We start from the raw sequence: 25,068 nt of genomic DNA on the forward strand, positions 1-25,068 counted from the left end.
CGATGCGATCGGTCTACAAGAACTCAGCTGGTGAAAGTGTCGTGCGGCAGTGGTGCACCGACGCGCTGGCCAGGGCGAGCTTTCCGCTCACCACCGCCACGGTCGACACAAGCGCCGGCCACGTGACACTCACCACCGCGGGCGGCACCGGGCCGCCGCGGGTCGTCCTGGTGCCCGGGACCGCGTTCAACGCCGCGGTCGCGCTGCCGTGGCTGCAGGCGCTATCGACGTGCTGGGCTACCACCGTTGTCGACCTGCCCGGCCAACCCGGACTCAGCAACGCCCACCGCCCGCTCCGGCATGGCCGGGATCGTCTTGCCTGGTACGGCGGGGTGGTCAACGAGGTCCTGGCGGCGATCGACGCCGACCAGGTCGTGTTGGTCGGAAACTCCCTCGGCGCCGCTGTCGTCCTCGCCGCCGACTCCGCCCGCATCGCTGCCCGGGTACTCATCTCCCCGGCCGGATTCATCCGCCTCAGCGTCGACCCCAGGCTGGCCCTCGCCTCGGCCGGCTGGCTGCTGCGCCCGACACCCGCCCGCACCCGTCGCATGCTTCGGCTGTTCGTCGCCCCCGGGGACGAACCACCCGAGACCGAGGTCGAGTGGATGACCCTGATGGCCAGCCACTGCCGCACAACCCTCGCTCCGCCACCCCTACCTACCGAGATTCTGGCCGGCAGAGCCGAGCAGCCATGCGTCGTCGCCGTCGGAGAACACGACCGCTTCCTCCCACCCCACCGACTCGCTCCGACAGTACGCCGCACCATGAACACCGAGCTTCACGTTCTCCCCCACGCAGGCCACCTGACCACACCCGCCCAGCTCGACCAGGTCCTGTCCCTCATCGCCGACGTCACCTGACGTGCAGCCTTGTCCGGCTCGTGAGATCTTTTCAGAGATTATTGAAAGTCTTGACCGGACGAGGTTCGCTGATCCGGTGAGCGAGTTGGACGGGTACGTCGAGGAGATCGGGCTGTTCTTCGCCAACCTCGGCCTGCCGCGGATGCCTGGGCGGATCCTCGGCTGGTTGTTGGTGTGCGAGCCGGCTCACCAGTCGGCGGAGGAACTGGCGACCGCGCTTCGAGTGAGCAGCGGTTCGGTCAGCATGGCGGTGCGGATGCTGGTGCAGGCCGGCACCGTCGAACGGTACGCGCCGCCCGGATCGCGGCGCACGTACTACCGGCTCCGACCCGGGTTCTGGCTCCGGGAGGCGGAGGAGAAGGCGAAGGTCGCCGCGGAGTGGCGCAAGCTCGCCGACCGCGGGTTGGCGATGCTCAGCGACAACTCCGGGGACGCGCCCAGCGAGGGTCAGGCCGCGCGTTCGCTCCGACTCGAGGAGATGCGGGACATGTACGCGTTCCTCGAGACGGAGTACACGCAGATCGAAGCCCGTTGGCGGCAACGGGAGAAGAAGCAGGACAAGAGAAAACGGTCCAGTTCGAAGGAGTCCGGAGCATGAGCAGCACGGTCGTTGCGGTCGATGATCTCACCTTCACCTACCCGAAGTCGGCGCAGCCGGCCGTGCGAGGGATGAGCTTCGCGGTCGACGAGGGCGAGGTGTTCGGGTTCCTCGGTCCGAGTGGGGCCGGGAAGTCGACGACGCAGAAGATCCTGATCGGCTTGCTCGGCGGCCACGGTGGCGACGTGTCGGTGTGGGGGAAGTCGCCGGCGGAGTGGAAGTCGGCCTACTACCAGCGGATCGGGGTCTCGTTCGAGCTGCCCAACCACTACCTGAAGCTGACCGGTCTTGAGAACCTGGAGTTCTTCGCGTCGCTGTATCCGGGGCTGTATCCGGGGGAGAAGGAAGATCCGATGCGGCTGCTGGAGCGCGTCGGGCTGGCCGAGCACGCCCACCTTCGGGTGGCGAAGTACTCCAAGGGCATGCAGATGCGGCTGGTCTTCATCCGTGCGCTGCTGCACAAGCCGCGGCTGCTGTTCCTGGACGAGCCGACGTCCGGGATGGACCCGGTGAACGCCCGCATCGTCAAGGACATCATCCGCGAGCTGCGCGCCGACGGGCGAACGGTGTTCCTGACCACGCATGACATGACGACCGCGGACCAGCTCTGCGACCGGGTCGCGTTCGTGGTCGACGGACAGATCGCCGCCCTCGACTCCCCGGCCGAGCACAAGGTCCGTCGCAGCCACCGGACGGTGCGGGTCACTTACCGCACCCCGGCGTTCGCGGACCTGCAGCACAAGGACTTCGCCATGGACGCCCTCGCCGACGACGACGCGTTCACCACGCTGGTGCGGTCCGGGCGGGTCGAGGCCATGCACAGCCAGGAAGCCAGCCTCGAGGACGTGTTCATCGACATCACTGGACGGACCCTCCAATGACCCCGGCAACAAACCCAGCAACGGCCACAACGGGCGTCGCACGTCCACTGTGGAAGGTTGTCCAGCTCGATCTGCGGTTGCAGTGGAGGTACGGGTTCTACTACGCGGCCGGGTTCTCCCTGGTGCTGTGGGAAGTCGTCGTGCTGCTCATCCCCGAAGGCCTGCGGCAGGTGGCCATGCCGTACGTCATCTTCGGCGACTCGGTCATCATCGGGTTCTTCTTCATCGCTGGGGCGGTGTTCTTCGAGAAGGGCGAACGCACCCTGTTCGCGTTGCTATCCACGCCGGTGCGGTTCCGGCACTACCTCACCGGCAAGCTCGCAACGCCCGGCCTGCTCAGCCTGGTCGCTGCCGTCGTGCTCGCAGTGCACGCGCTCGCCAGCCCCGGAGACAGTCTGGGTGTGGTAACAGTGAAGGCCGTCACGGTGGTCGTCGCCGTGGTCTTGGCCACGTTGTTGTTCTTGCTGTGCGGGCTGATCACCGCGGCGCCGTTCCCGTCGATGACCGACTGGATGATTCCGTCCACGATGGTGATCGCGGCCATGAACGTTCCGCTGCTGTCGTACAGCGGGCTGATCGACCATCCCGTGTTCTACCTGCTCCCGACGCAGGGGAGCCTGCTGCTCCTCGGATCCGCGTTCGACCAGGTCGCGCTCTCTGCGTGGCAGGTCGTTTATGCCGTGGCGTACCCGCTGGCCTGGATCGCCGGACTCGTGCTGCTCGCCCGCCGAGTCTTCGACCGGTACGTCGTGGCCAAGGAAGGCAGCGCATGAGCACCATCCCCAACACCAGCACCACGAGCGGTAACGCCAGTGTCAGGACGAGTGTCATGACCGCGCTCGCCGGCTTCGGCCGCAACGACCTGCGCAGCGTGCGACGCGACTCGATCATGATCGGCGTCGCTCTCGGACCGTTCCTCTACGCGGCGGCGATGTGGTTCCTCCCACCCCTGACGACCTTCCTGGACCGCCAGTACGCCTTCGACCTGACGCCGTACCACATCCTGATCGTGAGCGGCTTCGTCGTCATCGGCCCCGTCGCCGTGCTCGGCGCGCTGTGCGGGCTCATGCTGCTCGACGACAAAGACCAACACACCCTCGCGGCACTTCGGGTCGCGCCGATCCCGCCGCTCACCTACCCGCTGTACCGAGCCGCGATGATCACCGCCGTCACCACCGTGTCGATCACCGCCGCGCTCGCGTTGACCCGACTCCTCCCCGCGGAGCTCGTCCTCGCGTCGATACCGATCGCGTTCGTCTGCGGACTCGGCGCCGCGGTCGTCGGCCTGCTCATGCCCGCCGTCGCGAACAACAAGGTCGAAGGCCTCGCCGTCATGCGCGCGACCGGCATCGCCCTGTTCGGACTCCCGCTCGTCCCATGGTGGCTCGACCACCCCGCGCAACTCCTCTTCGGCCTGCTCCCCACCTACTGGCCGGCCAAAGCGTTCTGGCTCGCCGCCGACCACCAGACTTACTGGCCGTACATCGTCGGCGGCATCGCCTACTGCGGTCTCGTCGGCTACCTGCTCCTGCGCCGGCTCGCCCGAACCGCACAGGGATGATCGGAGGCCAGCCCTCAGCGCGCCTGCCTGAGGACGGACGCCTGCCCTGCGCGTAGCAATGCCGACGAAATAGCCTAAACGGCTATACCGGTTCACTGTCCTCCACTTGAGCATCCGACTGAAGTGGCCGACGGGCCGTTGCCGCCTCGCGCGGCACCCGATCCAAGCCTGCCTCGAACGGCTCCAGGAAGAAGCGCCCATCATGAGCCCTCGCCGCCGGCTGGCTGATTGGGCAGCGAGGACACCGGACCCCGTCATGGTGCTACAGCACCTGGTGCATTTTCGCCGACAAGACCAGGATCTTTAGGAAGCCCATTCTGATGCCCGGCTACTGGGGAGATTACTGAGGTGGCGGCCTCCAGGCGCTCGTGTCTTGCGCCCCGCCCAAGACGAGTGAGGTGACAGTGGCTGCGACAACCCCCACACCAGTAAAACCGAAACGTCGACTGGTTCGCCGGTGGCTGATCGCCATGTTGGTCGTGCTCCTCGCGCTATCCCTAACCGGTGCCGTGCTCTACCGAGGTCTCTACGGCCAAGCTGTCAACACCTGCTCCAACGGCGAATCCACCAACGAACCAACCTGGACCGACACGGAGCAAGGCTGGCAAAGCTGGCCACTAGGATTCTGGTGCAAACGCACCTACCGAGACGGATACATCGAACACATCAACCTTGGCATCTTGCCCTAGTTCGGGATCAATGCGGTATTTCGACCCCAACCAGCCCAGCTGGCCGAGAGCCCTTAGGCAAGGCAACCAGTCGAGTGGGCGGACTAACCCGCCGCACGGCTGCGACGTTCTTCATACGTCACTAGTTGTTCCCGAACGGACGCCGATGGACTCTCCCACCAGAGGCGTCCGTTCGCTCTCGTCGCCGTCCGGACTCCGCCGCGGAGCGTTCCCCCAATCCCAGGCACTCCCACCACAGGCGCGCCGTCCACTCATGCAGTGTCGGGCTAGCTGGCCATGCTCAAGCAGCTTGGCCACCTCGAGCAAGCGGTCGACCTGCGTCCAGGTGAAGATCGTCTAGTTGCCGTGCCTCGGCCAGGACCGCATCAGTCCAGAGCGAGCAGGCATAACGGGCGACCTCCGCGGCCTACCACGCTTTCGACAGCTGGCCGCGTACTCCTCCCGAGCGCGCTCCACTAGCGCTCGTCTTCGCCGCTCAGCCTCGGCATTGGCTTCGGCGCTAGATCCGGCGTCGTGCTGCGATCCATTCACTGGATCCGTCTTGGCTAGCAGACCGAAGCACGAATGCCTATCGATTTAGACGATTCACCTGGTGTCGTCGCAGGAGAACGGAGTGGTGCCTGGGGTCCGCGACGTACTTGCCGGGAGAAGACAGCGAAGCCCGAGCCACCACATCGTCGTCCTCAACAGGCTGAAACCCGGACCGGCGACCAGGCCGTTGTCGTCACTGCGGTGGGGTGAACCGGGCGGCTGAGACGGCGCTCAGGGGGTGCCGCCCGGTTCGGTGGTGTCCCAGGTCACAGAAGGGAGTCGGTAACCAGGGCCACCCAGTGGGCGTTGGGAGCACCCACCATTCCCCGTATACCACGAATCGGCTTCATCGAAGCGCAAACAACCAGCAAGACTGTCGCCTCGAAGTCGATCAGCAAGCCCGGAATCGATCGCGGTCGAGGCAGGATCGCTTGATATGAACAGGCGTATCGTTGGCAACAGCGTCCAGGAATCCGGAGTTGGTTCAAGCTGCCCCAGGCCTCTGCCGGCGTGCGTGTGGGGTCAAGGGGAGTCTCATGGAGCAGTCTGTTGTATCGGTCGACCGCATCGGATCCGCGGTTGTAGTGACGCCTCACGGCGAGATCGACGCGGCGACCACCCCCGCGCTACGAGACGTCCTCCTAGCTGTCCTAGCCGACCGTCCCACCGCGCTCGTGATCGACCTATCCCGCGTGTCGTTCCTGGACTCCGTCTGTCTCGGGGCGCTGGTCGGTGCCGCCGGCCGAGCCGCGCTGGCGGACTGCACATTCGCACTTGCCAACCCGACCCCGATCGCGGCGAGGCTTCTCGCCATCACCGCACTCGACCGGGCACTTACGGTTGCGCCCACCATCACCGAAGCTCTCGCAGGGCCAGCCAGTACCCGCTGATCCTCGACAAGCCCAGCTCGGCTCGGACACTGGCCGTTACCGACTACGCCGAGGTCACGCCGAGATGCAGGTGCGGAGGTTGCGGAGGCCGTCGCGGATGCGGGTCTTGACGGCGGACAAGGTCGCGCCGAGCCTCCCGGCGACTTCGGGGTAGGTGTAGCCACGGAAGTAGGCGTCGACGATCGCTTCACGTTGCAGATCGGTCAGCTCATCCAAGCACCGCAGGATCAGGTCCCTGTCGACCAGCTGGCTGAGGCGGTCGGCGATCGGGTCGGCCAAAGAGGCGGCTCCTTCGGCCGCCGCGGCGACACGTTCCATCGCGCGACGGTTGCGTTCTGCCCGAAGCCGGTCAACGGCGCGGCGATGCGCGATCGTCATCGTCCAGGTCGCCGCGGCACCCTTGGCTGGGTCGAACCGAGGCGCGGTCCGCCATAGCTGCACGAACACCTCTTGGGCCACGTCCTCCGCATGGCCTATGTCACCAACGATCACCCGAGCCAACCCGTAGACGCGAGGAGCTAACGCGTCGTAAAGCGCCGAGAACGCCGCATCATCGCCCTCCCCGGCCCGAACCAGCAGCTGCTCCAGACTCACCCGCGCCAGGCCTTCCACCGCTTGCGCACCAGACGGCGAATCGGCGGATCCCGCCTGACGCCCAGCCTCAAGCGCGGTCTTGGCCCCGGTCATGCTGCCGGTCAGGTTGCTGGCGTCGGCCGCTCGGGTGCGGTGACGACCTTCACGACCCCGCCGAGGCTTCGCGAAGCGGTCCATCGCCAATACAAGGCCCTTCTACGACGGCATGATGTGTTCCTGCCGCGCGCCCTGGGTCTGGGGGCCGCAACCATGACAAATCAGACTATCAACACCTCGTCCGGGCCAAGTCTAGACGGCCTGCCTCCCCTTCCCGGCAAGAAGCGAAGCACCGCCACACACTGCATGCGCCGGCGAGCGGGCCAACCCTGATCCCCGAACGAAACACCTCCTGGAAGACCGGGACCATGTCGGCCACGTAGTCCGCTAGCAGGACTGGAAGGCCCTGATCGCGTTGAGTTCGTTCTGGTGCGGTTGCAATGCTGTGGGACTCGCAAGGGATGATGCACGTGTGACTACCGAACGTTTCCGTGAGCTGGGTCAGCAGCTCCGGGTCGACTCTGTCCGCGCTTCCGATGCGGCCGGTTCGGGGCATCCGACATCCTCGATGTCAGCCGCCGACCTGATGGCGGTGCTGATCGACGGTGGATATCTGCGATGGAACGTTTCCGACCTGCGCGACCCGGCGAACGACCACCTGATCTTCTCCAAGGGCCACGCATCGCCGTTGTATTACTCGGTGTTGAAGGCGGCCGGAGTCATCGACGACGCCGAGCTGCTCACGTTCCGCAAGCTAGGTAGCCGTCTCGAGGGACATCCGACGCCGCGAATTCCGCCGACCGATGTGGCCACCGGCTCGCTCGGCCAAGGTCTGCCGATCGCGGTCGGCGTCGCGCTCGCCGGCCGCCGACTGGACCGGCTTCCGTACCGGGTGTGGTGTCTATGTGGCGACTCGGAGATGGCCGAAGGGTCGATGTGGGAGGCGTTCGAGCACGCCGCTTACAACGGATTGGACAACCTAACGGCAATCATCGATGTCAACCGGCTCGGCCAGACACGCGAAACGATGCTGGGCTGGGATCTCGATCGTTACCAGGCGCGCGCCGAGTCGTTCGGCTGGCACGCGATGGCGATCGATGGCCACGACGTCGACGCGATCGAGGCCGCGTACCACGAGGCCATCGCCGTCATCGGCCGACCTACCGTGATCATCGCCAAGACGAAGAAGGGCAAGGGTGTCCGTGCGGTTGAAGATCTGCCTGGCAAGCACGGCAAGCCACTCGACGATCCCAGCTCAGCGATCGAGGAGCTAGGCGGCGAACGCGATCTCCAGGTTCGGCTCGCAGTACCTAAGGCGGGCAAGCCGCATGTCTTCGACGCCCCGGGCGGGCAGCTGCCGTCTTGGAGCGTGGGCGACCAGATCGCGACGCGCGAAGCGTACGGCGAGGCGGTGACCGCCCTCGGCAGAATGCGCGGCGACATCCTGGCCCTCGATGGCGAGGTATCGAACTCCACGTACTCGGAGCTATTCCGCGAGGCCCACCCGGAGCGCTACTTCGAGATGTTCATCGCCGAACAGCAGTTGGTGTCCGCCGCGGTCGGGATGCAAGTGCGGGGCTGGGCGCCGTTTGCCTCGACGTTCGCCGCGTTCTTCTCCCGGGCATACGACTTCATCCGGATGGCGGCGATCTCGCGCGCGAACCTGCGGCTGTGTGGGTCGCACGCCGGCGTTTCGATCGGAGAGGATGGGCCGTCGCAGATGGCGTTGGAGGACATTGCCTCGTTCCGCGCCATCCATGGGTCGGCTGTCTTGCACCCGTCCGACGCCAACCAGACCGCGCAGCTCATCGCGGCGATGGCCGACCGCGAGGGCATCTCGTACCTGCGCACCCTGCGAGGCAAGACGACGGTCCGCACGCCTCCCGATGAGCGGGTGACGATCGGCGGCTCACGGGTGGTCCGGAACGGCGACGCGGTTGCCATTGTCGCGTGCGGAATCACAGTCGACCAAGCGGTCAACGCGGCGGAGACCCTGGCCGCGGAAGGCATCGAAGCTCGCGTCGTAGACGCGTACTCGATCAAGCCCATCGACGGCGAGACGATCCGCACGGCCGCGCGCGAGTGCGGCGCCATCATCACTGTCGAAGACCACTGGCTCGAAGGAGGGCTCGGCGACGCGGTACTGGAATCGCTCGCCGACGCCGCCGAACGCGCTCCCCTGCACAAGCTCGCCGTCCGCGAGATGCCCGGATCCGGTACGCCGGATGAACTCCTGCACGTAGCCGGTATCGACGCAGAGGCGATTGTCCGTACGGCCCATGTCATCGCTCGAACTACATGACTCAAAGGTCCACGGTCTACGCCCGGTCGTTCTCCTGTACTTGTTCGGAGAACGGCCGGTCTCGCCGTGGGCTGCCGCCTGTCGGCCCGGCCGAGCACGCTGCGGGATCCCGCATCTCCGTAGTCGACACGAACGGTAAGCCTAAATGCACGCAGCCTGATCACGGGCTACGTTGGCACCGCGGGTTTGGGTAGGCGTTTGGCGCCTTGGCGGTCCAGGAATCCGCGACAACCTCGGTGACCTCCGCCATGGACAGCTGATCGAGCCAGGCGAAGACCGCGGCTGGGAACGCTCTGCTGATCGAGAACTTGTCAGGTTCGGTGCGCACGAGGGCCTCGCGCGCACCGGGATCGGGCGCCCAGAACTGGAGGATCTCGCGGTCACCTTCCCAACGCAGCCGGACGAACTGCCGCCCGGCCACGTGGTACGCCGGCGAGCCTTCGTGCGCATGGCCTTCGGTCACCTCGGGCATGCTCAAGGCGACAGCGCCGACCTCAGCCCAGGTCACCATCGAGCTAACGGACCGTTGGGGTCGACCATCGATAGTTCAGCCTTCTGTGAGTTCAGTGTTTGTGTACCGTCCTCGGCGTGCTTCAGGTCATCCCGCACGCCGAGGTGCTGGCCCGCTTCGGGCATGCCCTCTCCGACTCCACCCGGACGCGGATCCTGTTGGCGCTCCGCGAAGCGCCAGGCTATCCAGCGGACCTGTCGGAGGTTCTCGGTGTTCTCGAGGACGAACCTGTCCAACCATCGGGCGTGCCTGCGCGGCTGTGGGCTGGTCGTCGCCGTGCCCGAAGGGCGCCGCGTTCGTTACGAGCTCGCCGAGCCGAGGCTCGCCCACGCCCTGGAGGACCTGCTCGGACTGGTGCTGGCGATCGATCCGACGGCGTGTCCCACCGCCGAGGACGAGGGGTGCTGCTGATGGCTGCGGTGAGATCTGGTCCGAACGAGTCTCGACGAAGCAGCTGCCCGTCGCCACCACGCTGGAGCGGCGATCGGTGCTGGCGCGGCGGGTGCGGTGGTTGGTCGCCGCGACGATCTCCTACAACGTGGTCGAGGCCGTGGTGGCCATCAGCGCGGGCACGATCGCGTCGTCGACCGCGCTGATCGGGTTCGGGTTGGACTCGGTGGTCGAGGTGTCGTCCGCGGCTGCGGTGGCGTGGCAGTTCTCCGCCCGTGACCACGCCGTACGGGAGGCCCGCGAGCAACGGGCGTTGAGGATCATCGCGGTCTCGTTCTTCGCGCTCGCCGCGTACGTGACCTTCGAGTCGATCCGGTCCCTGCTCACTGGCGGCGAGGCCGAGCACTCCACGGTGGGCCTGGTGCTGGCGGCGCTGTCGCTGGCGGTCATGCCCGGACTCTCCTACGCCCAACGTCGCGCCGGGCGGCAGCTCGGATCCGCCAGCGCGGTGGCCGACTCCAAACAGACGCTTCTGTGCACGTACCTGTCCGCGGTGCTGCTGGTCGGGCTCGGGCTGAACAGCCTGTTCGGCTGGAGCTGGGCCGACCCGCTGGCCGCCCTGGTCATCGCCGGCGTCGCGGTCAAGGAGGGCATCGAGGCTTGGCGAGGCGACACCTGCTGCGATCTCCCCGTCACCGTCTCCACCGAAGACCTCGTGCGAGGAACCGGCGGCGACGCCTGCGGCTGCGAGCCCGGCTGCGACTGTTGCGACTAGACCCGAGACCGACGTGGAGGACGACCCGGTGGTGTCGCAGGAACAGGCCCACAAGAACAAGGCTGAACGTCTCGGTCTCAGTCGCGGTGATCATCGCGTTCGCCGCCGTCGTCGGAGGGATCATCGCCATCAGCGTGGCCAACCGCGCCGACAAGCAGCCGACCTCCGAGGGCGACGCCATCGGAGGTGGCGACAAGGCCACGGCCGCCTCGTACGTCCGCTCCGACAGTTACAAGCTCGGCCCGCCAGCCGCCGACGGCAACGTCACGTCAACGGCGAGCGGGCCGCCCGCGCGGTCGAAGCGGCCGCCCGGCAGGGAGACCTCGGCCCGGGCATGTCACGATGGGAGAAGGACTACATCTCCGCGGAGATCCTGGAACGGGTGAAGAAGGACATGGGTGAAGGGGAGTCTCTGAACCTGCAGGGCACTCCGTCGTAGTCGTCAACGGCGAGAAGCTCGAGCCACGCACCGTCGAGGACTTCACCAAGACGATCGATGACGCCCTTGCCAGCTGACCAGCAGCCCGACGCCGAGGTCTCGTTGCCTGTCTCGAGGGACGAACTGGGGGAGGCGCAGCGGCGGCATTGGCAAACCACCTACCGCGACCACCCGCACATGTACGGGGCGGAGCCTTCCGCGCCGGCGGCCGCGGCCGCCGATGTCTTCCGAGCCGCTGGAGCCCGGTCGGTGCTGGAGCTCGGTGCCGGTCACGGACGCGACGCGCTCTACTTCGCGCGATCAGGCTTCACCGTGCACGCGACCGACTTCAGCCCAACGGGCCTTGGCCAGCTGGCCAAGGCCGCGGAGGCGGAGGGTCTCACCGAACGGGTGGCCGTGGCTGTGCATGATGCCCGGGATCCGCTGCCCTTTGCCGCCGAAGCGGTCGATGCCGTCTTCGCCCACATGCTGCTGTGCATGGCGTTGAGCACGGCCCAGATCCGCGCTCTCGTCGCAGAGGTCTGGCGCGTCCTGCGACCGGGCGGCGTGTTCGTCTACACGGTCCGGCACACCGGCGACGCCCACTACGGGGCGGGAATCGCCCGCGGCGACGACATCTACGAACACGGCGGATTCGCGGTCCACTTCTTCGACCAAGCCCTCGTCAACGACCTGGCGACCGGCTGGACGGTGGTCGAGCAGCACGAGTTCGTCGAAGGCGACTTGCCGCGCCGACTGTGGCGCATCACCCAGACCCGTTCCGCTTGATCGCCGGACCGCGACCTGTCGGGTCACCAGCGGACGGGAAGTGCGGCCAGGCCGCCGGTGAGGAGGTGGCTTCGGGGCTGCAGCTCCTCGACGGGGACGTCGAGGGCGAGGGTGGGGACGCGGCCGAACACGGTGCCGAATAGGGCTTGCAGCTCGATCCGGGCGAGCGGGGCACCGATGCAGAAGTACGGGCCGTGCCCGAACGTCACGTGGGGGTTGGGCGAGCGGGTCGGGTCGAAGGAGTCCGGTTCGGCGAAGGGTCCTGGGTCGAGGTTGGCGCCTTGGAGGTCCAGGAGCAGTAGGTCGCCTGCGCGGATGCTGGCGCCTTCGGCGGTGGGGATGTCGGGGAGGTCTTCCTTGGCGTAGCGGGGCAGTCCGCCGGTGCCTTGGGGGATGTCGGGGCGTACGGGGAACGGGGAGCGGAGGATCTCCTCGACGAAGCTGGCGACCTGTGCGGGTTCGCGTTCCAGCGCAGACCGCTGCGCGGGATCGCTGAGCAGCAGGACCATGCCTTTGTCGATCGTCGTGACAGTGGTCTCGTGTCCGGCGAACAGCAGGCCGGCGGCGAGCTTGGCGGCCTCGTCGATCGGGTACTCCGTCGCCAGGTCGGACAGGACGTCCTCGGCGGGTGCGCGCTGCTTGTCCTGCAGCAGTTGGTGCATGTACTGCCACAGGTTGGCCAGGCCCGTCATCGACCGCTGCTCGTCACTCATGTGGGCGGCGTCTTCGGACCATCCCTTGAAGTCGTCGCGGTCGTCGTACGGCACCCCGAGCAGTTCGCAGATCACCAACGCCGGCAGGGGAAACGAGACCGCCGCGTGGAAGTCGGTCGGCGGCTCGCGGCGCAACAGCTGCTCGAGCTGGTCGTCGACGATGGTCTGGACCCGCGGCCGCAGCGCCGCCAGCCGGCGAGCGGAGAACGACCGGCCCAGGACGCGTCGCATCTTCACGTGGTCCTCGTGCTCGGTGGGCGTCGCGGGCTGAGGTCGTCCGAAGATCACCGAGTCGGACAGGCGGGACGCCGTCTCGGGGCGCGGATGAGTCCGGCCCAGCCGCGGATCGGAGAGCATCTCCCGCACCAAGTCGTACCCGCGTACCTCCCACGCGGGATCGCCCACGTACGTCGCAACGCGTCGCACTCCAGTCTCCACGACTCCTCCTAAGTTGACACTAGATGTACATAGCAAAGTCAACATATGTTTTGTACACTCTGGTGTCAACAAGGTCGCGAAGGGGATGCTGGGAGGTGCGTGTGGCAGAACCCACCACCCGGATGAAGCGAGCAGCGCGGCGCGACCAGATCCTGCAGGTCGCCGCCGAGGTCTTCGCCGCCGAGGGCTTCGCCGCCACCAACCTGGACGACGTCGTAGCCGCTGCCGGTGTGAGCCGCACGATCCTCTACCGACACTTCGAATCGAAGACCGACCTCTACCGCGGTGTGCTCGACCGTGCTTGTGAACGGCTTGCCGCGACTGTCCAGGGCGGGCCTGGCAGGTTCACCGGCGACAGCATCGACGGGCTACTCGCCGCCGCGGCGGCCGATCCCGACGGCTTCCGCCTGCTGTTCCGTCACGCCGTCAACGAGCCCGAGTTCCACGACGAGATGCAACGCTTCCGGGCCGGCATGACCGACGTCGCCCACCTCCAGCTCGCCGATACGATCGACGACGAAGCGTGGGCACGATGGGCCGCCCACCTTGCCCCTGTGGTTGCCATCGAGGCAGTCCTGGCCTGGCTCGACACCGGCCAACCCGAGCCCGAACACGCAGCTGCCATGATCAAACACGCTGTCGGCGGAGTCACCCAAGGACCCCGAGCCACACCCGGTCGACCTACAGGGGAAGACCGAGCTGGGTGAGGCGGGACAGGTTGTCTTCCAGGTTCCACGTATCGACTATGCGGCCGCCATGGACGCGGTAGATGTTGACCTCGTCGACGTCATCGAACCGTCGGCCCGTCGGTGCGTGGCCGAGCCAGTCGCCGGTGTGGGTAGCTGAGCAACGGAACCTGCCGACGACCTGGTCGCCCTCGGCGATGAGATCGACGGTCTCCATGTACACGTCGGGGAACGAGCTGCGGAACGGCCCGATCCACGCCCGCGCCTCGTCGGCCACCCCGGGGGCGTAGAGCTCGTCGATCACGTCGAGGTCGCCGCCATTCAGAACCTCGTCGACGAGGCGGCGGACTACGGCCTTGTTGGCCTCACGTGTGGGCATCAGCTGCTCCGAGGTGCGTACATGATCACGGCGACGCCGACCAGGCAGTTCGCGGCGCCGATCAGGTCGTAGCGGTCGGAGCGGAACTTGTCGACGACGACGCCCCAGGCGAGTGAGCCGGCGACGAAGATGCCGCCGTACGCGGCGAGGATGCGGCCGAAGTTCGGGTCGGGCTGGAACGTGGCGACGAAGCCGTACGCGCCGAGGGCGATCACGCCGGTGGCGATCCACCACAGGCCGCGGTGTTCGCGCCAGCCCTGCCAGATCAGCCACGTGCCACCGATCTCGGCGAGCCGCGAGGACGAACAGCATGATCGACTTCGCGATGGCCATGAACGCGAACCTAGCGGCCGGTCGGGAGGTGGTGTCGGATCATCAGCTCTGTACCGCGCCGTCGGGGTGGGCGATCGTGGCGAACGGGATGGGGCAGTCCGGTTCGCCCGCGCAGGTGGTCAGGTCGTCGCAACCGGCGGCGATGGCCGCCCGCAGGGTATCGGCGATGGTCGTAAGATCGGCGATCCTTGCCTCGACGTCGACGAGCTTGGCCGCGGCACGCTCCTGGAGACCGTCGCCGTCGCCCGGGCTGTGGCGGATCTGAGCCGCATGGAGGAGGTCGATCACCTCGTCGAGGGTGAACCCCAACCGCTGCGCGGCCTTGATCACCCGCAGCACGGTGACCGCCTCAGGTGAGTAGAGGCGATGGCCTCCGAGGCTGCGGCGAGGTTGCTCCAACAGGCCGCGGCGCTCGTAGTAGCGCAGGGTCTCCAAGTTCATCCCAGCCGCGGCCGCGACCTGTCACGACCGCAAGCCCTCGTACGTTCGTACCTTGTCAGCAGGCGCGGTCACGCGGCGCCCGCCGCGGCCCGGGCGGCGAGCCCGTCCAGCACAGCGACGTACGCGTTCGGCACCGCTACCTGCATCGTGACCCGGTCGTGGTCGGCCGGCATGAAGTCGAAGTTAAAGAACGAGCAGCAGTTCGTCTCCCGCGCCGCCAGGTCGGGGGCTCGTTCCTCCGCCAACGCGTCGAAGGTCAACCGCAGCGTCGTCGAGTCCACCCGATCCACCGCCCGCACCGCCGTGGCGAACAGGTCATTGAACTCGGCAACCCGAATCGGCTGTTCCGCAGTCGGCAACGTGGGCGAAGCCGTATCTACCCAAGCCAAAGTGCCCTCGGCGGCCAGACCATCGTGTATCGAAGATGTCATGCCTCGACGATAAACCCGTACCTAGGTACGAGATGCAACCTTCGAACCGGTTGGAACAAGTCGACCCTGTCAGGGACGTCTCGAAGCCGTCCCTGACAGGGCTATCTCGTCTCTTGGCACGGACATACCGTCCGATAAGGACACCACCGACGGACGAGAGGGGACTCGATGGCAAGTGCGGCCCGCTCATTCGCAGGGTTTGCAAGAAGCGCCACAACGGGGGCGATCGGCATCGACTTGGGAACAACGTTCTCGGCCGTCGCGAAGGTCAACGCGTCCGGCGTACCCGAGATCCTGCCGAACCGCGATGGTGAGAACGTCACTCCGTCGGTCGTTTTCTTCGGCGACGACGGCAACGCTCTGGTTGGAACGATGGCCGCTCGCTCAGCGGTAATGGCACCCCAGCGGGTTTGTCAGTTCGTCAAGCGCTCGATGGGCGACCCCGACTGGCGCTTCCGTCCACCTGCCAAGCGGAACGTGTCCTGGCGAGCGGAGGAGATCTCAGCCCTCATCCTGCGTAGACTAGCCGAAGATGCGGGAGCGGCCCTGGGCTCGACCGTTCGCGACGCCGTGATCACTGTGCCCGCATACTTCGACGACGGCGCCAGGCAAGCCACGATTGACGCCGGGAGGATCGCAGGACTCAACGTCCGCCGGGTGCTGAACGAACCGACCGCTGCCGCCCTTGCATACGGACTCTCCGCTGACACCAGCGAAGCATCCATCGTCGTGGTCTACGACCTGGGCGGAGGCACGTTCGACGTGACGGCGATGCAGCTTCAGGACGGCCAGTTCCGAGTGCTCGCCACACACGGCGACCGCAACCTCGGCGGATACGACTTCGACAACGCGCTGATGGAGCTGATCGACGAACACCTGCGCGAGCAGCACCAAGTCTCCTTCCGCGAGGACAGCCCGTTCCCCGCACAGCAGCTTCGCGAGCGCACCGAGCTCGCCAAGCGAACGCTCACGAGCGCTCAACAGACGAGGGTCACACTGTCGGGAAGTGATCGAACCGCGACGGTGGATGTGACTCGGTCAGAATTCGAAGAGGCGACCGCGCCGCTGCTGTCGCGAACCCGCGACATCCTCGAGATCGTTCTCGCCGACGCCGGGCTGACGTGGGGCCAGGTGTCCAGGATCCTGCTCGCCGGCGGATCAACGAGAATGCCCATGGTGCGTGCGATGATCGAGTCAGCGTCTGGGTGTCAGGTCGACGCCAGCCAGAATCCCCACGAGGTCGTGGCTCTCGGCGCTGCTGTGCAGGCACACCTCATCGACGTGGACGACGCTGGCCGAGGCGGCATGATGCAGCGAGCTTTCAGCGGAAATCAACCGCAGCTCCCTGCGCTCCTTCCCAACGGATCCAACCCGACCGTGCGCGATGTCACCTCACATGGCCTCGGCGTCGTGGTACGGGACACCGAGGGCCGCCGAACGTCAGCAGAGATCCTCGCCGACGAATGGCCTCAGAAGAACAGCGTGATCATCCCAGCGAACACACCTATACCCGCGACCTCGAGCGGCATGTACTACACGGTCGAGGACTACCAGAGCTCCATCCGCTGGCAGGTCACCCAAGGCGATGACCACGACCTCGCCTACGTCCGCATCGTCGGGGAGGCCTCCGTGCCAGTCCCGCCGGGGTACCCGAAACACTCCGCCTTCCGCTGTACCTACGCCTACGACGCCAACCAGACCATCCACGCCGAAGTTGTCGACATGAGAACCGACAAGCTCGCAGCAAAGTTCCGCGTCGACAACGTCGCCAACCTCAGCGCCGACGAAGTTCAGAAGGCAAGCGCCCGCGTCCGCCGCGTCGACATTTCCTGATGAGCCGCAGCAGAACGGAGGATCCATCATGGCCCAACCCCCACGCTGCTACGTCTGCGGCTTCGGCCTCGACGACATCCCATCCGGCGAGGACTTCCGCAAGCACCTCACCGCTGTCTGGTTCCAGAAGTCACCAGAAGAGGAAGAGTTCGAGCGGAACCGCCCCTACATCCCACCTCTGCAGCAATTCACTGGCCACGACCCCACCAAGTACTTCTGCCCCAAGCACGTACGTCTCGCCCTCGACCGCCAACACCTCTACACCGCCGACGCTCTCGCGGAGATCCGCGAGCTCACCGCAAGCGAACCAGACGCACCACGCCGTCGATCGAGGCGACGTACGCCACCGACCCGTACACCGCCGGGCTCGTGACCGGCGGCGGCCCGGGCTCGCACGTCCCGTTCCAGCCCGCCGCCGGCCGCTGCCACCGCACCGCCCCACCCGCCGCGGGGTCGTGCGCGCGCACGCCCGTCCAGGTCGCCGTCACCAACCGCGACCCGTCCGGGCTGAACGCCGGCGACGACTGGCTGTAGATGTCCCCACCCGTGTCGACCGACGACACCTGCTCGCAGGTCAGCAGATCCATCGCGAGCAGCGACAGGCTCGACCCGCCGTGCAGCCACACCGTGTTCGAGCCAGGCGTACGAACGGCCGTGCCGTGGTACTCACCCCCACCCGTTCGGCGCCGCGAATCCACCCGGCAGCCGAGCCCCGTCGCTGCGTCCCGGCAGACCACGCCGTCCCACTCCTGGTAGACCGCCACCGCACGGTTCTCACCGGCCACCGAGAAGACGCTCACCGGCCCGCCCGCGCGCCCGTACCGCCGTACGGTCCCGTTCGGCTGCGGCTCCTCGGCGTGGATCGTCTCCCGCTGCACCCGACCGTTCCGCGTCGCGAGCGCGTAGACCCGCCCGTTCGCCGTCGTCAGGTAGACGCGGCCGTTGTGCACGGTCGGGTACGACTCCGCGTCCCGTCGAGGTACGTCCGCCACAGCTCGCGTCCCGTCGCCAGGTCGTACGACAAGACCATGCTGTACGGGGAGTCGAACGCCTGCGACGCGACGTACACCTTCCCGTCCACGATCGCGGCGCCGTTCAGATGCAGCTGCTCGCCGGTGTTCGCCGCCCACCGGAGGTCGAGCGACGCGCCCGGATCGTCAACGGAGGCTGAGGATCCGAGCTCGCTCCCACCCTGCCGCGACCAGTCCTGCCCCGCCGCCGGCTTCGCGAAAGTGTGGGGTTCTGGTCGCGACACGCCGGCGTGTCGCGACCAGAACCCCACAGTTTGATGGGACATGGTGGATGGGCCGGGCTGTTTTGAATGAAGGTGCCCTTCATTCAAAACAGCGGGGAACGGAAGGCCCGGCTTCATCTGAGCCACAAGAAGCCGGGGGCCAACAAGAAACCCCAGCACGGCAACAAACCCCAGCAACAAGGAACCTCCCCCGGGCACCCGTTCCCGGGGGCAGGGGCGGCGCGTGAAAAACAGGTGGCCGGGCCGGGGCGAGTCAAGGGTCGAAGATCGCGAAGCGACGTCGTTTGCCAATCTGCGCGAAGCGCCGCACAAACCGCCCTTGACGCGCCCCGGACCGGCCACCAAAATCGACCGCCGCAACAGCCCACGGCCAGCACCAACCCCCGGAGAGATCTCAAAGCACACCGCACCAACACAGCACCAGACCCAGAAGTGGCGTGCCTCCCACTTTCCGGACTGCGGACCGCATACGGTCCCGTCTGGAAAGGAGAATTGGTGGTGGCGAGAAGGAAGGGCACGTTCACGCCGGAGTTTCGCGAGGAGGCGGCTCGGCTGGTGGTCGAGAGCGGCCGCCGAATTGCCGATGTCGCGCGTGAAATTGGGGTCGGTGAGACCACTTTGGGCAATTGGGTGAAGGCCTACCGCGAAACGCACGTCGGCGAGGAGTCGCCGTTGGAGTTGTCTGAGCGGGCGCGACTACGGGAACTCGAGCGGAAAGTTCGCGAGCTGGAGATGGAGAACAACTTCCTAAAACGAGCGGCGGCATACTTCGCGAAGGAGCAACGGTGACCAGCAGGTACGAGGTCGTCGATGAGTGTGCTGCCATGGTCGCCGACCACGATTCGGCTGATGCTCCACGAAATGTCCCTAGTGTTCGGAAGATGTGCGGCTGGCTTGGCGTGTCGACATCGGGGTTCTATGAATGGCGGTGTCGGCCGATGAGTGCGACCGTCCGACGACGCGAGGATCTGAAGGTCAAGATTCGGGCGTTGTTCGACGAGTCCGACGGCACGTACGGATACCGGCGTATCCACGTCGAGCTGGTCGGCGCCGGCGAGCAGGTCGGTGAGGAGCTGGTCCGCGCCCTGATGCGTGAGCTGGGCTTGATGCCCTGCCAGCCGCGTCCGTACAGGGTTACCACGATCCCCGGCGATGTCGACCCGGCCGTCCCGGACTTGGTCCGCCGCGACTTCACCGCCGCGGCACCGGGAACGAAGCTCGTGGGCGATATTACCTACATTCATACCTGGGAAGGGTGGCTCTATCTGGCGACTGTGATCGATTGTTTCAACAAAGAAGTCGTTGGTTATGCTATGGCCGACCACATGCGCGCTCAACTTGTCGCCGACGCGCTCGGCATGGCGGCGCGAAATCACGATCTCGCGGAAGATTGCATTTTCCACTCTGACCGCGGAACGCAATACACCTCTGGTGAGTTCGCGGCCAGGATCGAGGATCTCGCGATGCGCGCCTCGATGGGACGGACCGGGACTTGTTACGACAACGCACTTGCCGAATCGTTCAATTCCACGCTGAAGGTCGAGCGTGTCTATCGCACCGCCTATCCAACACGCAAGAAGGCCCGTGACGACATTGCGACCTACATCGAACTGTTCTACAATCGCCGAAGAATCCACTCAGGAATCGGCTACCGGACTCCCCAGCAAGCCCGCAACGAGTACCTGAATCAGCAGCTCGCAGCATAAACGCCCGCAAACGAAGCGGTCCGGAAAGCGCGGGGCAGCCCAGAAGAGCTTCGCCAAGAACCCAACCCGCACCCGCCGCACCAGCCGCGCCACCCACCCGTGATCATGAACGTGATCATGAAGCCCAACCCGTCGTATACGACCAGTTCGCCTTCATGATCACGTTCATGATCACGGCGGCGTCGAGGGCACCTAGCGCATGGGCCGGCCGTTTGAATGAAGGGACCCTTCATTCAAACGTCGTCAGCGGCCGTAGGTGCGTGGGTCGAGGGCGAACGCGAGGCCCTGCCAGTCGTGGTCGCCGGTGTCCCAGCGGCGCCGATTCTCCTGCGCCCGTTGGCCGAACAGCCGGAGCGCGTTGACGTCGTTCTTCATGCTTTCACCGAGGTGCTCCGCGAAGAGTTGGTGGCGCAGGGCGCGGACGGTCTCGGGATCGTGGAACGAGGCGTTCATTTCCGCGCTGCCGTACATCCCGCCGGCGTGGAAGTTCGCCGACCCGATCGTCGCCCACGCGTCGTCGACGAGCATCACCTTCGAGTGCACGTAGACGTGCTTGCGCTGACCGTCGGCTCCGACGCCCGCAAGGCCGGCGAGGTGGAAGTTCGGGTGGTCGCCGAGTGCTCCCCGTCGGTCCAGGAAGTCCGGGCCGTGTCGCGTCCGAGGTGGCTCGCCGGGGAGGACGGCCACGACCTCGACGCCGCGGGCGAGGGCCGCTTCGAGGCAGCCGACGATCTCCGGGTCCTCGAGGAACTGGTTCTCCAGATAGATCGACCGTCTGGCGTCCGCGAAGGCCCGAACGTACTGGTCGAAGATCGAGCGCTCGGGTGGAAGCGTGCGCTGGATCTGGACGGGGATCGTGCCCGCCGGGCTGGGGACGGCGTCGGGCAACTGGAGGTCGCCGGGTTCGTGCTCGGTGGCCCCGTTCCAGCGCTGCACGAAGTTGTGCGCGATGTCGTACGTCGCCGGACCGGTGATCTCGACGTACACGTCGTGGTACTGGTCCTGGCCGCGGTGGTCCGGGCTCACCACCGTGTGCGGGTTGAGGTTCATGCCGCCGACGAAGCCGGCGTCGTCGACCAGCCAGCTCTTCTGGTGCTGGGCCATGCCCGGGTGCGCACGGTCCCACCTGGTCGGGACCCGCGCCGCTGCTGGTTCGAGGACGTTCTCGGTCGAGTCACCGGGGAGCCAGGCGAGTACGCGGACGTCCACGCCGCGGTCGACCGCGCTGCCGAGGAGTTCGTGGAACGTGCGGCCGTCGGGCAGCCGGAAGCTGTCCCACAGGAAGCACACGGTCACCCAGACGCGGTGCTCGGCGGCGTCGACCGCCGCGCAGATCCGACCGAACGCGGGGATGCCGTCGACCAGTGGTCGGACGAGGTTGCCCTCGCGGACCGGGTACGAGCCGGAGGCGACGAACATCAGTCGTCGTCGTTGCCCGAGGTCACCGCGCGCTGGATGGTCTCCGCCAACGCGGCCAGGTGGGCGAGGCGGGCGAGCTCGGAGTCCAGGATCTCCGGACCACCCGAGCGGCCGACGACCAGCGACTGCTCGCGGCCGCCGACGGGGACGGCGGCCGCGGCGACGTTGCGCCAGCCGTAGTCCTCCCAGCTCTCCGGGACCGACAGCCGGATCGGCTTCTTCAACGGCAGCCACGGCGCCTGCGACTCGGGCAGGTCCGGCGCGTTGCGGGTCGCGAACGGAACCTCGGCGTTGTCCGTCCCGGCGGGCTGGCGTACGAGCATCGCCCAGTCCGCGCGGAACACGGCGGGCGCGAGGTCGACGAGCAGCTTCTGCGCGTTCGCCGGCGTGTCCGTCATCGCCTCGACCGCCTCGAGGTCGCGCCGCAGGTCGCCGCCGGCGCCGAAGCGGGAGAGCCAGACGACGCGTACGCCCTCGACGGACTGGCAGGCCGAGACCAGCATGTCCGCCCGGCCACCGATCGGCAGCTCGACCACGAAGTCGTCGACGGCCGTGCCGTCGGATTGTCGCTCGATCACATCGACGGCGACGATGTCGCCACCCGCCTTGCCTAAGGCCGACGCGACAGTTCCGAGGGCGCCGGGCTGGTCAGGAAGGACGATGCGGAGCAAGTACACCCCGTGATTGTCGCGCGTGGACCCGTTCCACGTCTGCCCGCCCAGGAAGTCAGATTTGTCTCACCCCGTGTCGAGCCGATGTCGGAGGCGGCTCGTAGGCTGCCGATCATGAACGAGATGCTCACTCGAGGTGCCGTTTCGGCGGCCGCGGGACCCTCGTGGCGGTTGATGTTGTACGGGCTGCAGACGGCCGTCCCGGTGGCCGACCTGGCCGCTGGTATGGAGGTCGCGCGTTCGCTGCTCGACGCTGCGGGCATGCCGGGGGAGCGGCGGCTGCGGCTGGATCTGCGCTCGACCGTCCTGCTGCTGACGGTGAGCGCGCCGGACGACTGGAAGGCGGGAACGGCGGAGGTCGAGCTCGCTCAGCGGCTGTCCGCCTCGTTCACGGCGCTCGGGCTCGTCGCGCGGCCCGACCTGGTGTCGCCTCGCTCGATGCAGACGCTGGAGCTCGGCATCGACACGATGGACCGGGAGCTGATCCGCCCGTTCTGGAAGGCGGTGCTCGGGTACGTCGACGGGCCGGGGGAGGAGCCGCCGAACGGCCTGGTGGATCCGCTCGGCCAAGGCCCGGCGGTGTGGTTCCAGCAGCTGGACGAGCCCCGGCCGCAGCGCAACCGGATCCACTTCGACGTCACCGTTCCGCACGACCAGGCTGCCGCCCGCATCGAGGCGGCGCTCGCGGCGGGCGGCCGGCTGCTGAGCGACAGCAAGGCTCCCGCGTTCTGGATCCTCGCCGACGCGGACGGCAACGAGGCCTGTATCTGTACGTGGCAGGGGCGGGACTAGGAGAGTTCCTGCGCCAGCCCGAGGAGGATCCCCTCGGGGCCTCGGAGGTAGCAGAGCAGGAAGAGGTCCTCGTACCGCACCACCTCGCCGACCAGCTCCGCGCCGTGCGGCTTCAACCGGGCGATGGTGTCCTCGAGGTCGTCGACGGCGAACATCACCCGGCCCATGCCCAGCGTGTTCGCCGGCGGGTTCGTCGGCTCGCGGGTGATCATCGCCGGCCTCCGGTAGCTCATCAGCTCGAGCTTCCCGTGCCCGTCCGGCGTCTTCATCATCGCGACGTCGTAGAGCTGGCCCTGGATCCCGACGATGCGGTCGGACCAGTCGCCCTCGACCGTCATCCGGCCCTCCAGCTCCAGGCCGAGCTCGAGATAGAACGCGATGGCGGCGTCGAGGTCGGCGTAGACGATGGCGACGTTGTCCAGGCGCTTGACAGTCACGGTGGTTCTCCTTCGTCGGGGTGGTCTCTGCCCCTAGGACGGAGCGGCCGGGCCGTCCTCGACAGCGAGCTCCTCGAGCTCGGCGAGGGTGGCGAGCTCGTGCTCCTCGTCAGCTCGGACCACGCCGCACCGTTCGTCGTCAGGGTCGAGAGGCTTACCAGCCCAGTGCCGCAGCACCTCGCTCGGCGTCAGCCTGTTCGCGAACGCCCAGTCGAGCCGCCCCCACCAACCGACGGACGCGTTCCCACCACCGGTGTCCAGGGCGGACTGCCGATAGAGCACCCCGGCAGCGGTGTCGTCGGTCGCGGCCCAGACGTAGGCGACCGGCTGGTCGCTCACATAGACGGTCGTATACCGGATCGGGCCGGCGGTCGTGTCGGCATAGCTCTCGGGCTCGGAGACCACGCGGAACTCCGGGTCCTCCGACAACGGCCCGCCGCGCGGGAGGTCGCTCACGATCCGCTCCTCATCTCATCGGGTGGAAGGACCCTGCCATGGACCTGCCACTTGCCCCGCACCGCGTCTCGATCGACCCTGTCGACCAGGTAGCTGAGTCCCCGACCCAAGAGCAGCTCCCGCTCACCGGGGCACTCGGTGATGGCCTCCATGTAGATCGCGGGCGTTCCCTTCGGGACGGTCAGATAGATCCAGGCGTCGTGGTCGAAGGCCGGCGTCGTGCCGATCGACGTGCTCAGGAAGGCGTTGTCCGCGATCGTTCTGCCGGAGAGTCTGTCGACCGGACTGGAGAAGACGCGCGGATCGACGCCACGGACGACGACGAGGTCTTCGGGGACGGGGACGAGCTCCAGGGCCGTGTCGATGTGGCGGATGTGGCTCTCGACCTGTGCGGTCGCCGGGCCGCGACCTCGCAGGTAGCTGTTGATCTCCCGATAACACGTCGCCCCGCCGATCGACTCGCCGCTGTACTCCCTCAGCGCGGCTCGCTGCTCCACGGCGAGGCTGTCCGTCGCCCCGCCCCAGATCGCGAGGCCGTAGTCGTCCGCCTCGGAGTCCTCGAGCTGCCTCGGGCCTCGCGTCCGCCGGTACTCAGCCACCGGGTCGTAGGCCGGCCGGCTCGGGTCCAGCGCCCGGGCGTCGGCGAGCGCCTCCAGCCGGCGCAGGTCGGCGCCGGCTGGGTGGGTTTCGCGCAGCTCGCTCATCGGACCGAGCATCGCAGTTTCGCCCGGTTGATGTCGTTACGTATCCACAGGGTCCAGCCGGACGACCGGGATCTCCCGCCGCGTGCCGGCCGCGTAGCGCCGGTAGCGCCCGTGGTTGACGGCGTTCACGATCTCCCACAGCCGTGCGTACGACGGGTCCGACGGCCACACCTCCGTCGCCGTCACGGCCAGCCGCGACGAGCCCACCTGGATCGACGAAGGACCCGGTCCGCGCAGGTTCAGCAGCCACGCGGGCGGGGCGTCGTGGCCCCAGTTCGAGGCCGTCACGAGGTACGACGAGCCGTCCCGCCCGTACGCCAGCGGTGCCTCCCGCGGCGTGCCCGAACGACGGCCCACCGTGTGCAGCACCAGCGTCGGCACGCTGCCCGCGTTGTGCCCCACGACACCACCCGACCGGGCGTACAAAGCCGCGTGCACACGAGCCATCCACCGCTGGGGCAACGTCGGAGCCATGGGCACATCCTGAAGGACGGGAAACCCAGTCGGGCCCTGACACACCCGCGACCTAGGATTGCTGAGGTCTGGCAA

At 67.2% G+C, this 25,068-nt stretch carries 28 protein-coding genes and 2 pseudogenes; 15 read left to right on the forward strand and 15 right to left on the reverse strand.

Going from position 1 to position 25,068, the window contains the following annotated elements; genetic code table 11:
- Nucleotides 1–2: 2 nt before the first annotated feature.
- The 6 genes from JOD67_RS15930 (at nt 3) to JOD67_RS15955 (ending at nt 6,010) form a co-directional block, all read left to right on the forward strand.
- The gene (locus JOD67_RS15930; protein ID WP_205118381.1) at nt 3–860 is read left to right on the forward strand and encodes an alpha/beta fold hydrolase; all 858 of its coding nucleotides are present in this window, start codon (nt 3–5) and stop codon (nt 858–860) included.
- Nucleotides 861–936: 76 nt separating this feature from the next.
- Complete coding sequence (locus tag JOD67_RS15935; protein WP_205118382.1) at nt 937–1,458, forward strand: GbsR/MarR family transcriptional regulator; 522 nt, start codon at nt 937–939, stop codon at nt 1,456–1,458.
- Entirely contained in the window at nt 1,455–2,339 is an 885-nt protein-coding gene (locus JOD67_RS15940; RefSeq protein ID WP_205118383.1) for an ABC transporter ATP-binding protein, read from the forward strand. The genes JOD67_RS15935 and JOD67_RS15940 overlap by 4 nt, the downstream gene beginning before the upstream one ends.
- A complete protein-coding gene (locus JOD67_RS15945; protein ID WP_205118384.1) occupies nt 2,336–3,112 on the forward strand; it encodes a fluoroquinolone export ABC transporter permease subunit in 777 nt (258 codons plus the stop codon). The genes JOD67_RS15940 and JOD67_RS15945 overlap by 4 nt, the downstream gene beginning before the upstream one ends.
- Nucleotides 3,109–3,900: an Rv2686c family ABC transporter permease subunit gene (locus tag JOD67_RS15950; RefSeq protein WP_205118385.1), complete on the forward strand. Its 792-nt coding sequence runs from the start codon at nt 3,109–3,111 to the stop codon at nt 3,898–3,900. Before JOD67_RS15945 ends, JOD67_RS15950 begins: the two co-directional genes overlap by 4 nt.
- Nucleotides 3,901–5,656: 1,756 nt before the next feature.
- Nucleotides 5,657–6,010: an STAS domain-containing protein gene (locus JOD67_RS15955; protein ID WP_205118386.1), complete on the forward strand. Its 354-nt coding sequence runs from the start codon at nt 5,657–5,659 to the stop codon at nt 6,008–6,010.
- A 54-nt stretch (nt 6,011–6,064) separates the two neighbouring features.
- Here JOD67_RS15955 and JOD67_RS15960 read toward each other — a convergent pair whose 3' ends face one another.
- Nucleotides 6,065–6,781, reverse strand: a complete 717-nt coding sequence (locus JOD67_RS15960; protein ID WP_239553873.1) for a sigma-70 family RNA polymerase sigma factor — start codon at nt 6,779–6,781, stop codon at nt 6,065–6,067.
- A 331-nt stretch (nt 6,782–7,112) separates the two neighbouring features.
- Here JOD67_RS15960 and JOD67_RS15965 point away from each other — a divergent pair, with 331 nt between their 5' ends.
- A complete protein-coding gene (locus JOD67_RS15965) occupies nt 7,113–8,942 on the forward strand; it encodes a transketolase (RefSeq protein ID WP_307782419.1) in 1,830 nt (609 codons plus the stop codon).
- 160 nt (nt 8,943–9,102) lie between these two features.
- Here JOD67_RS15965 and JOD67_RS15970 read toward each other — a convergent pair whose 3' ends face one another.
- Nucleotides 9,103–9,453, reverse strand: a complete 351-nt coding sequence (locus JOD67_RS15970) for an MmcQ/YjbR family DNA-binding protein (RefSeq protein ID WP_307782420.1) — start codon at nt 9,451–9,453, stop codon at nt 9,103–9,105.
- 210 nt (nt 9,454–9,663) lie between these two features.
- Between JOD67_RS15970 and JOD67_RS41915 the strand changes: the two genes are divergently transcribed.
- The 3 genes from JOD67_RS41915 (at nt 9,664) to JOD67_RS15985 (ending at nt 11,825) form a co-directional block, all read left to right on the forward strand.
- On the forward strand, nt 9,664–9,864 hold the full coding sequence (locus tag JOD67_RS41915) for a helix-turn-helix domain-containing protein (RefSeq protein ID WP_307782421.1): 201 nt from the start codon (nt 9,664–9,666) through the stop codon (nt 9,862–9,864).
- 76 nt (nt 9,865–9,940) lie between these two features.
- Nucleotides 9,941–10,618 (forward strand): cation diffusion facilitator family transporter, encoded by a 678-nt coding sequence (locus JOD67_RS15980; RefSeq protein ID WP_307782422.1) that lies wholly within the window; start codon nt 9,941–9,943, stop codon nt 10,616–10,618.
- A gap of 496 nt (nt 10,619–11,114) precedes the next feature.
- Entirely contained in the window at nt 11,115–11,825 is a 711-nt protein-coding gene (locus JOD67_RS15985; RefSeq protein ID WP_205118389.1) for a class I SAM-dependent methyltransferase, read from the forward strand.
- 23 nt (nt 11,826–11,848) lie between these two features.
- Here the strand turns inward: JOD67_RS15985 and JOD67_RS41920 are convergent, their stop codons facing one another.
- Entirely contained in the window at nt 11,849–12,976 is a 1,128-nt protein-coding gene (locus JOD67_RS41920; protein WP_307782423.1) for a cytochrome P450, read from the reverse strand.
- Between the two features lie 101 nt (nt 12,977–13,077).
- Here JOD67_RS41920 and JOD67_RS15995 point away from each other — a divergent pair, with 101 nt between their 5' ends.
- Nucleotides 13,078–13,683, forward strand: coding sequence for a TetR/AcrR family transcriptional regulator (locus tag JOD67_RS15995; protein WP_307782424.1), 606 nt, complete (start codon nt 13,078–13,080; stop codon nt 13,681–13,683).
- Here the strand turns inward: JOD67_RS15995 and JOD67_RS16000 are convergent.
- From JOD67_RS16000 to JOD67_RS16015, 4 genes and pseudogenes are all read right to left on the reverse strand, one after another.
- On the reverse strand, nt 13,658–14,041 hold the full coding sequence (locus JOD67_RS16000; protein WP_205118392.1) for an ester cyclase: 384 nt from the start codon (nt 14,039–14,041) through the stop codon (nt 13,658–13,660). The genes JOD67_RS15995 and JOD67_RS16000 overlap by 26 nt on opposite strands.
- Nucleotides 14,041–14,374: pseudogene (locus JOD67_RS16005) on the reverse strand (YnfA family protein). Before JOD67_RS16005 ends, JOD67_RS16000 begins: the two are co-directional and overlap by 1 nt.
- Before the next feature lie 42 nt (nt 14,375–14,416).
- Nucleotides 14,417–14,824, reverse strand: a pseudogene (locus JOD67_RS16010) (MerR family transcriptional regulator); the annotation flags it as partial.
- Nucleotides 14,825–14,883: 59 nt separating this feature from the next.
- Nucleotides 14,884–15,246: a hypothetical protein gene (locus tag JOD67_RS16015; RefSeq protein ID WP_239553875.1), complete on the reverse strand. Its 363-nt coding sequence runs from the start codon at nt 15,244–15,246 to the stop codon at nt 14,884–14,886.
- 168 nt (nt 15,247–15,414) lie between these two features.
- On the opposite strand from JOD67_RS16015, the gene JOD67_RS16020 reads away from it, so the two are divergent.
- Entirely contained in the window at nt 15,415–17,079 is a 1,665-nt protein-coding gene (locus tag JOD67_RS16020) for an Hsp70 family protein (RefSeq protein WP_275577076.1), read from the forward strand.
- A gap of 28 nt (nt 17,080–17,107) precedes the next feature.
- A complete protein-coding gene (locus tag JOD67_RS16025) occupies nt 17,108–17,452 on the forward strand; it encodes a hypothetical protein (protein ID WP_205118394.1) in 345 nt (114 codons plus the stop codon).
- Here JOD67_RS16025 and JOD67_RS16030 read toward each other — a convergent pair.
- On the reverse strand, nt 17,373–18,071 hold the full coding sequence (locus tag JOD67_RS16030) for a PQQ-binding-like beta-propeller repeat protein (RefSeq protein WP_205118395.1): 699 nt from the start codon (nt 18,069–18,071) through the stop codon (nt 17,373–17,375). The two genes, JOD67_RS16025 and JOD67_RS16030, sit on opposite strands and share 80 nt — an antisense overlap.
- Nucleotides 18,005–18,361, reverse strand: coding sequence for a hypothetical protein (locus JOD67_RS16035; RefSeq protein WP_205118396.1), 357 nt, complete (start codon nt 18,359–18,361; stop codon nt 18,005–18,007). Before JOD67_RS16035 ends, JOD67_RS16030 begins: the two co-directional genes overlap by 67 nt.
- Nucleotides 18,362–18,832: 471 nt before the next feature.
- On the opposite strand from JOD67_RS16035, the gene JOD67_RS16040 reads away from it, so the two are divergent.
- Nucleotides 18,833–20,040 (forward strand): IS3 family transposase gene (locus JOD67_RS16040; RefSeq protein WP_372442334.1). Its coding sequence is split into 2 segments (ribosomal slippage): nt 18,833–19,088 and nt 19,088–20,040, totalling 1,209 coding nucleotides; the frame shifts between segments, so codons are not numbered across the junction.
- Between the two features lie 243 nt (nt 20,041–20,283).
- Here JOD67_RS16040 and JOD67_RS16045 read toward each other — a convergent pair.
- Together JOD67_RS16045 and JOD67_RS16050 are read right to left on the reverse strand one after the other, a co-directional pair.
- Entirely contained in the window at nt 20,284–21,459 is a 1,176-nt protein-coding gene (locus JOD67_RS16045; RefSeq protein ID WP_205118398.1) for a phospholipase D-like domain-containing protein, read from the reverse strand.
- On the reverse strand, nt 21,459–22,136 hold the full coding sequence (locus tag JOD67_RS16050; protein ID WP_205118399.1) for an ACT domain-containing protein: 678 nt from the start codon (nt 22,134–22,136) through the stop codon (nt 21,459–21,461). The genes JOD67_RS16045 and JOD67_RS16050 overlap by 1 nt, the downstream gene beginning before the upstream one ends.
- 108 nt (nt 22,137–22,244) lie before the next feature.
- Between JOD67_RS16050 and JOD67_RS16055 the strand changes: the two genes are divergently transcribed.
- The gene (locus JOD67_RS16055; protein WP_205118400.1) at nt 22,245–22,922 is read left to right on the forward strand and encodes a VOC family protein; all 678 of its coding nucleotides are present in this window, start codon (nt 22,245–22,247) and stop codon (nt 22,920–22,922) included.
- Here JOD67_RS16055 and JOD67_RS16060 read toward each other — a convergent pair.
- Genes JOD67_RS16060 through JOD67_RS16075 form a run of 4 tightly spaced genes read right to left on the reverse strand, consistent with a single transcriptional unit; the run spans nt 22,919 to nt 24,993 of the window.
- Nucleotides 22,919–23,359 carry a VOC family protein gene (locus tag JOD67_RS16060; RefSeq protein ID WP_205118401.1) on the reverse strand — a complete coding sequence of 147 codons (441 nt, stop codon included), beginning with the start codon at nt 23,357–23,359 and terminating at the stop codon, nt 22,919–22,921. The genes JOD67_RS16055 and JOD67_RS16060 overlap by 4 nt on opposite strands.
- 33 nt (nt 23,360–23,392) lie before the next feature.
- On the reverse strand, nt 23,393–23,815 hold the full coding sequence (locus JOD67_RS16065; protein ID WP_205118402.1) for a hypothetical protein: 423 nt from the start codon (nt 23,813–23,815) through the stop codon (nt 23,393–23,395).
- Nucleotides 23,812–24,519: an ADP-ribosyltransferase gene (locus JOD67_RS16070; RefSeq protein ID WP_205118403.1), complete on the reverse strand. Its 708-nt coding sequence runs from the start codon at nt 24,517–24,519 to the stop codon at nt 23,812–23,814. Before JOD67_RS16070 ends, JOD67_RS16065 begins: the two co-directional genes overlap by 4 nt.
- A 36-nt stretch (nt 24,520–24,555) precedes the next feature.
- Nucleotides 24,556–24,993: a nitroreductase/quinone reductase family protein gene (locus JOD67_RS16075; protein WP_205118404.1), complete on the reverse strand. Its 438-nt coding sequence runs from the start codon at nt 24,991–24,993 to the stop codon at nt 24,556–24,558.
- Nucleotides 24,994–25,068 lie beyond the last annotated feature (75 nt).

The sequence above is a fragment of the Tenggerimyces flavus genome (assembly GCF_016907715.1).
GTDB classification, from domain to species: domain Bacteria; phylum Actinomycetota; class Actinomycetes; order Propionibacteriales; family Actinopolymorphaceae; genus Tenggerimyces; species Tenggerimyces flavus.

What these genes read in the sequence shown, in the direction of transcription:
- JOD67_RS15930 (WP_205118381.1), top strand. Translation starts at nt 3, where the DNA reads ATGCGATCGGTCTACAAGAACTCAGCTGGTGAAAGTGTCGTGCGGCAG.
- JOD67_RS15940 (WP_205118383.1), top strand. Translation starts at nt 1,455, where the DNA reads ATGAGCAGCACGGTCGTTGCGGTCGATGATCTCACCTTCACCTACCCG.
- JOD67_RS15945 (WP_205118384.1), top strand. Translation starts at nt 2,336, where the DNA reads ATGACCCCGGCAACAAACCCAGCAACGGCCACAACGGGCGTCGCACGT.
- JOD67_RS15950 (WP_205118385.1), top strand. Translation starts at nt 3,109, where the DNA reads ATGAGCACCATCCCCAACACCAGCACCACGAGCGGTAACGCCAGTGTC.
- JOD67_RS15955 (WP_205118386.1), top strand. Translation starts at nt 5,657, where the DNA reads ATGGAGCAGTCTGTTGTATCGGTCGACCGCATCGGATCCGCGGTTGTA.
- JOD67_RS15960 (WP_239553873.1), bottom strand. Translation starts at nt 6,781, where the DNA reads ATGGACCGCTTCGCGAAGCCTCGGCGGGGTCGTGAAGGTCGTCACCGC.
- JOD67_RS15970 (WP_307782420.1), bottom strand. Translation starts at nt 9,453, where the DNA reads ATGGTGACCTGGGCTGAGGTCGGCGCTGTCGCCTTGAGCATGCCCGAG.
- JOD67_RS15985 (WP_205118389.1), top strand. Translation starts at nt 11,115, where the DNA reads ATGACGCCCTTGCCAGCTGACCAGCAGCCCGACGCCGAGGTCTCGTTG.
- JOD67_RS16000 (WP_205118392.1), bottom strand. Translation starts at nt 14,041, where the DNA reads ATGCCCACACGTGAGGCCAACAAGGCCGTAGTCCGCCGCCTCGTCGAC.
- JOD67_RS16015 (WP_239553875.1), bottom strand. Translation starts at nt 15,246, where the DNA reads ATGACATCTTCGATACACGATGGTCTGGCCGCCGAGGGCACTTTGGCT.
- JOD67_RS16020 (WP_275577076.1), top strand. Translation starts at nt 15,415, where the DNA reads ATGGCAAGTGCGGCCCGCTCATTCGCAGGGTTTGCAAGAAGCGCCACA.
- JOD67_RS16025 (WP_205118394.1), top strand. Translation starts at nt 17,108, where the DNA reads ATGGCCCAACCCCCACGCTGCTACGTCTGCGGCTTCGGCCTCGACGAC.
- JOD67_RS16045 (WP_205118398.1), bottom strand. Translation starts at nt 21,459, where the DNA reads ATGTTCGTCGCCTCCGGCTCGTACCCGGTCCGCGAGGGCAACCTCGTC.
- JOD67_RS16055 (WP_205118400.1), top strand. Translation starts at nt 22,245, where the DNA reads ATGAACGAGATGCTCACTCGAGGTGCCGTTTCGGCGGCCGCGGGACCC.
- JOD67_RS16070 (WP_205118403.1), bottom strand. Translation starts at nt 24,519, where the DNA reads ATGAGCGAGCTGCGCGAAACCCACCCAGCCGGCGCCGACCTGCGCCGG.
- JOD67_RS16075 (WP_205118404.1), bottom strand. Translation starts at nt 24,993, where the DNA reads ATGGCTCCGACGTTGCCCCAGCGGTGGATGGCTCGTGTGCACGCGGCT.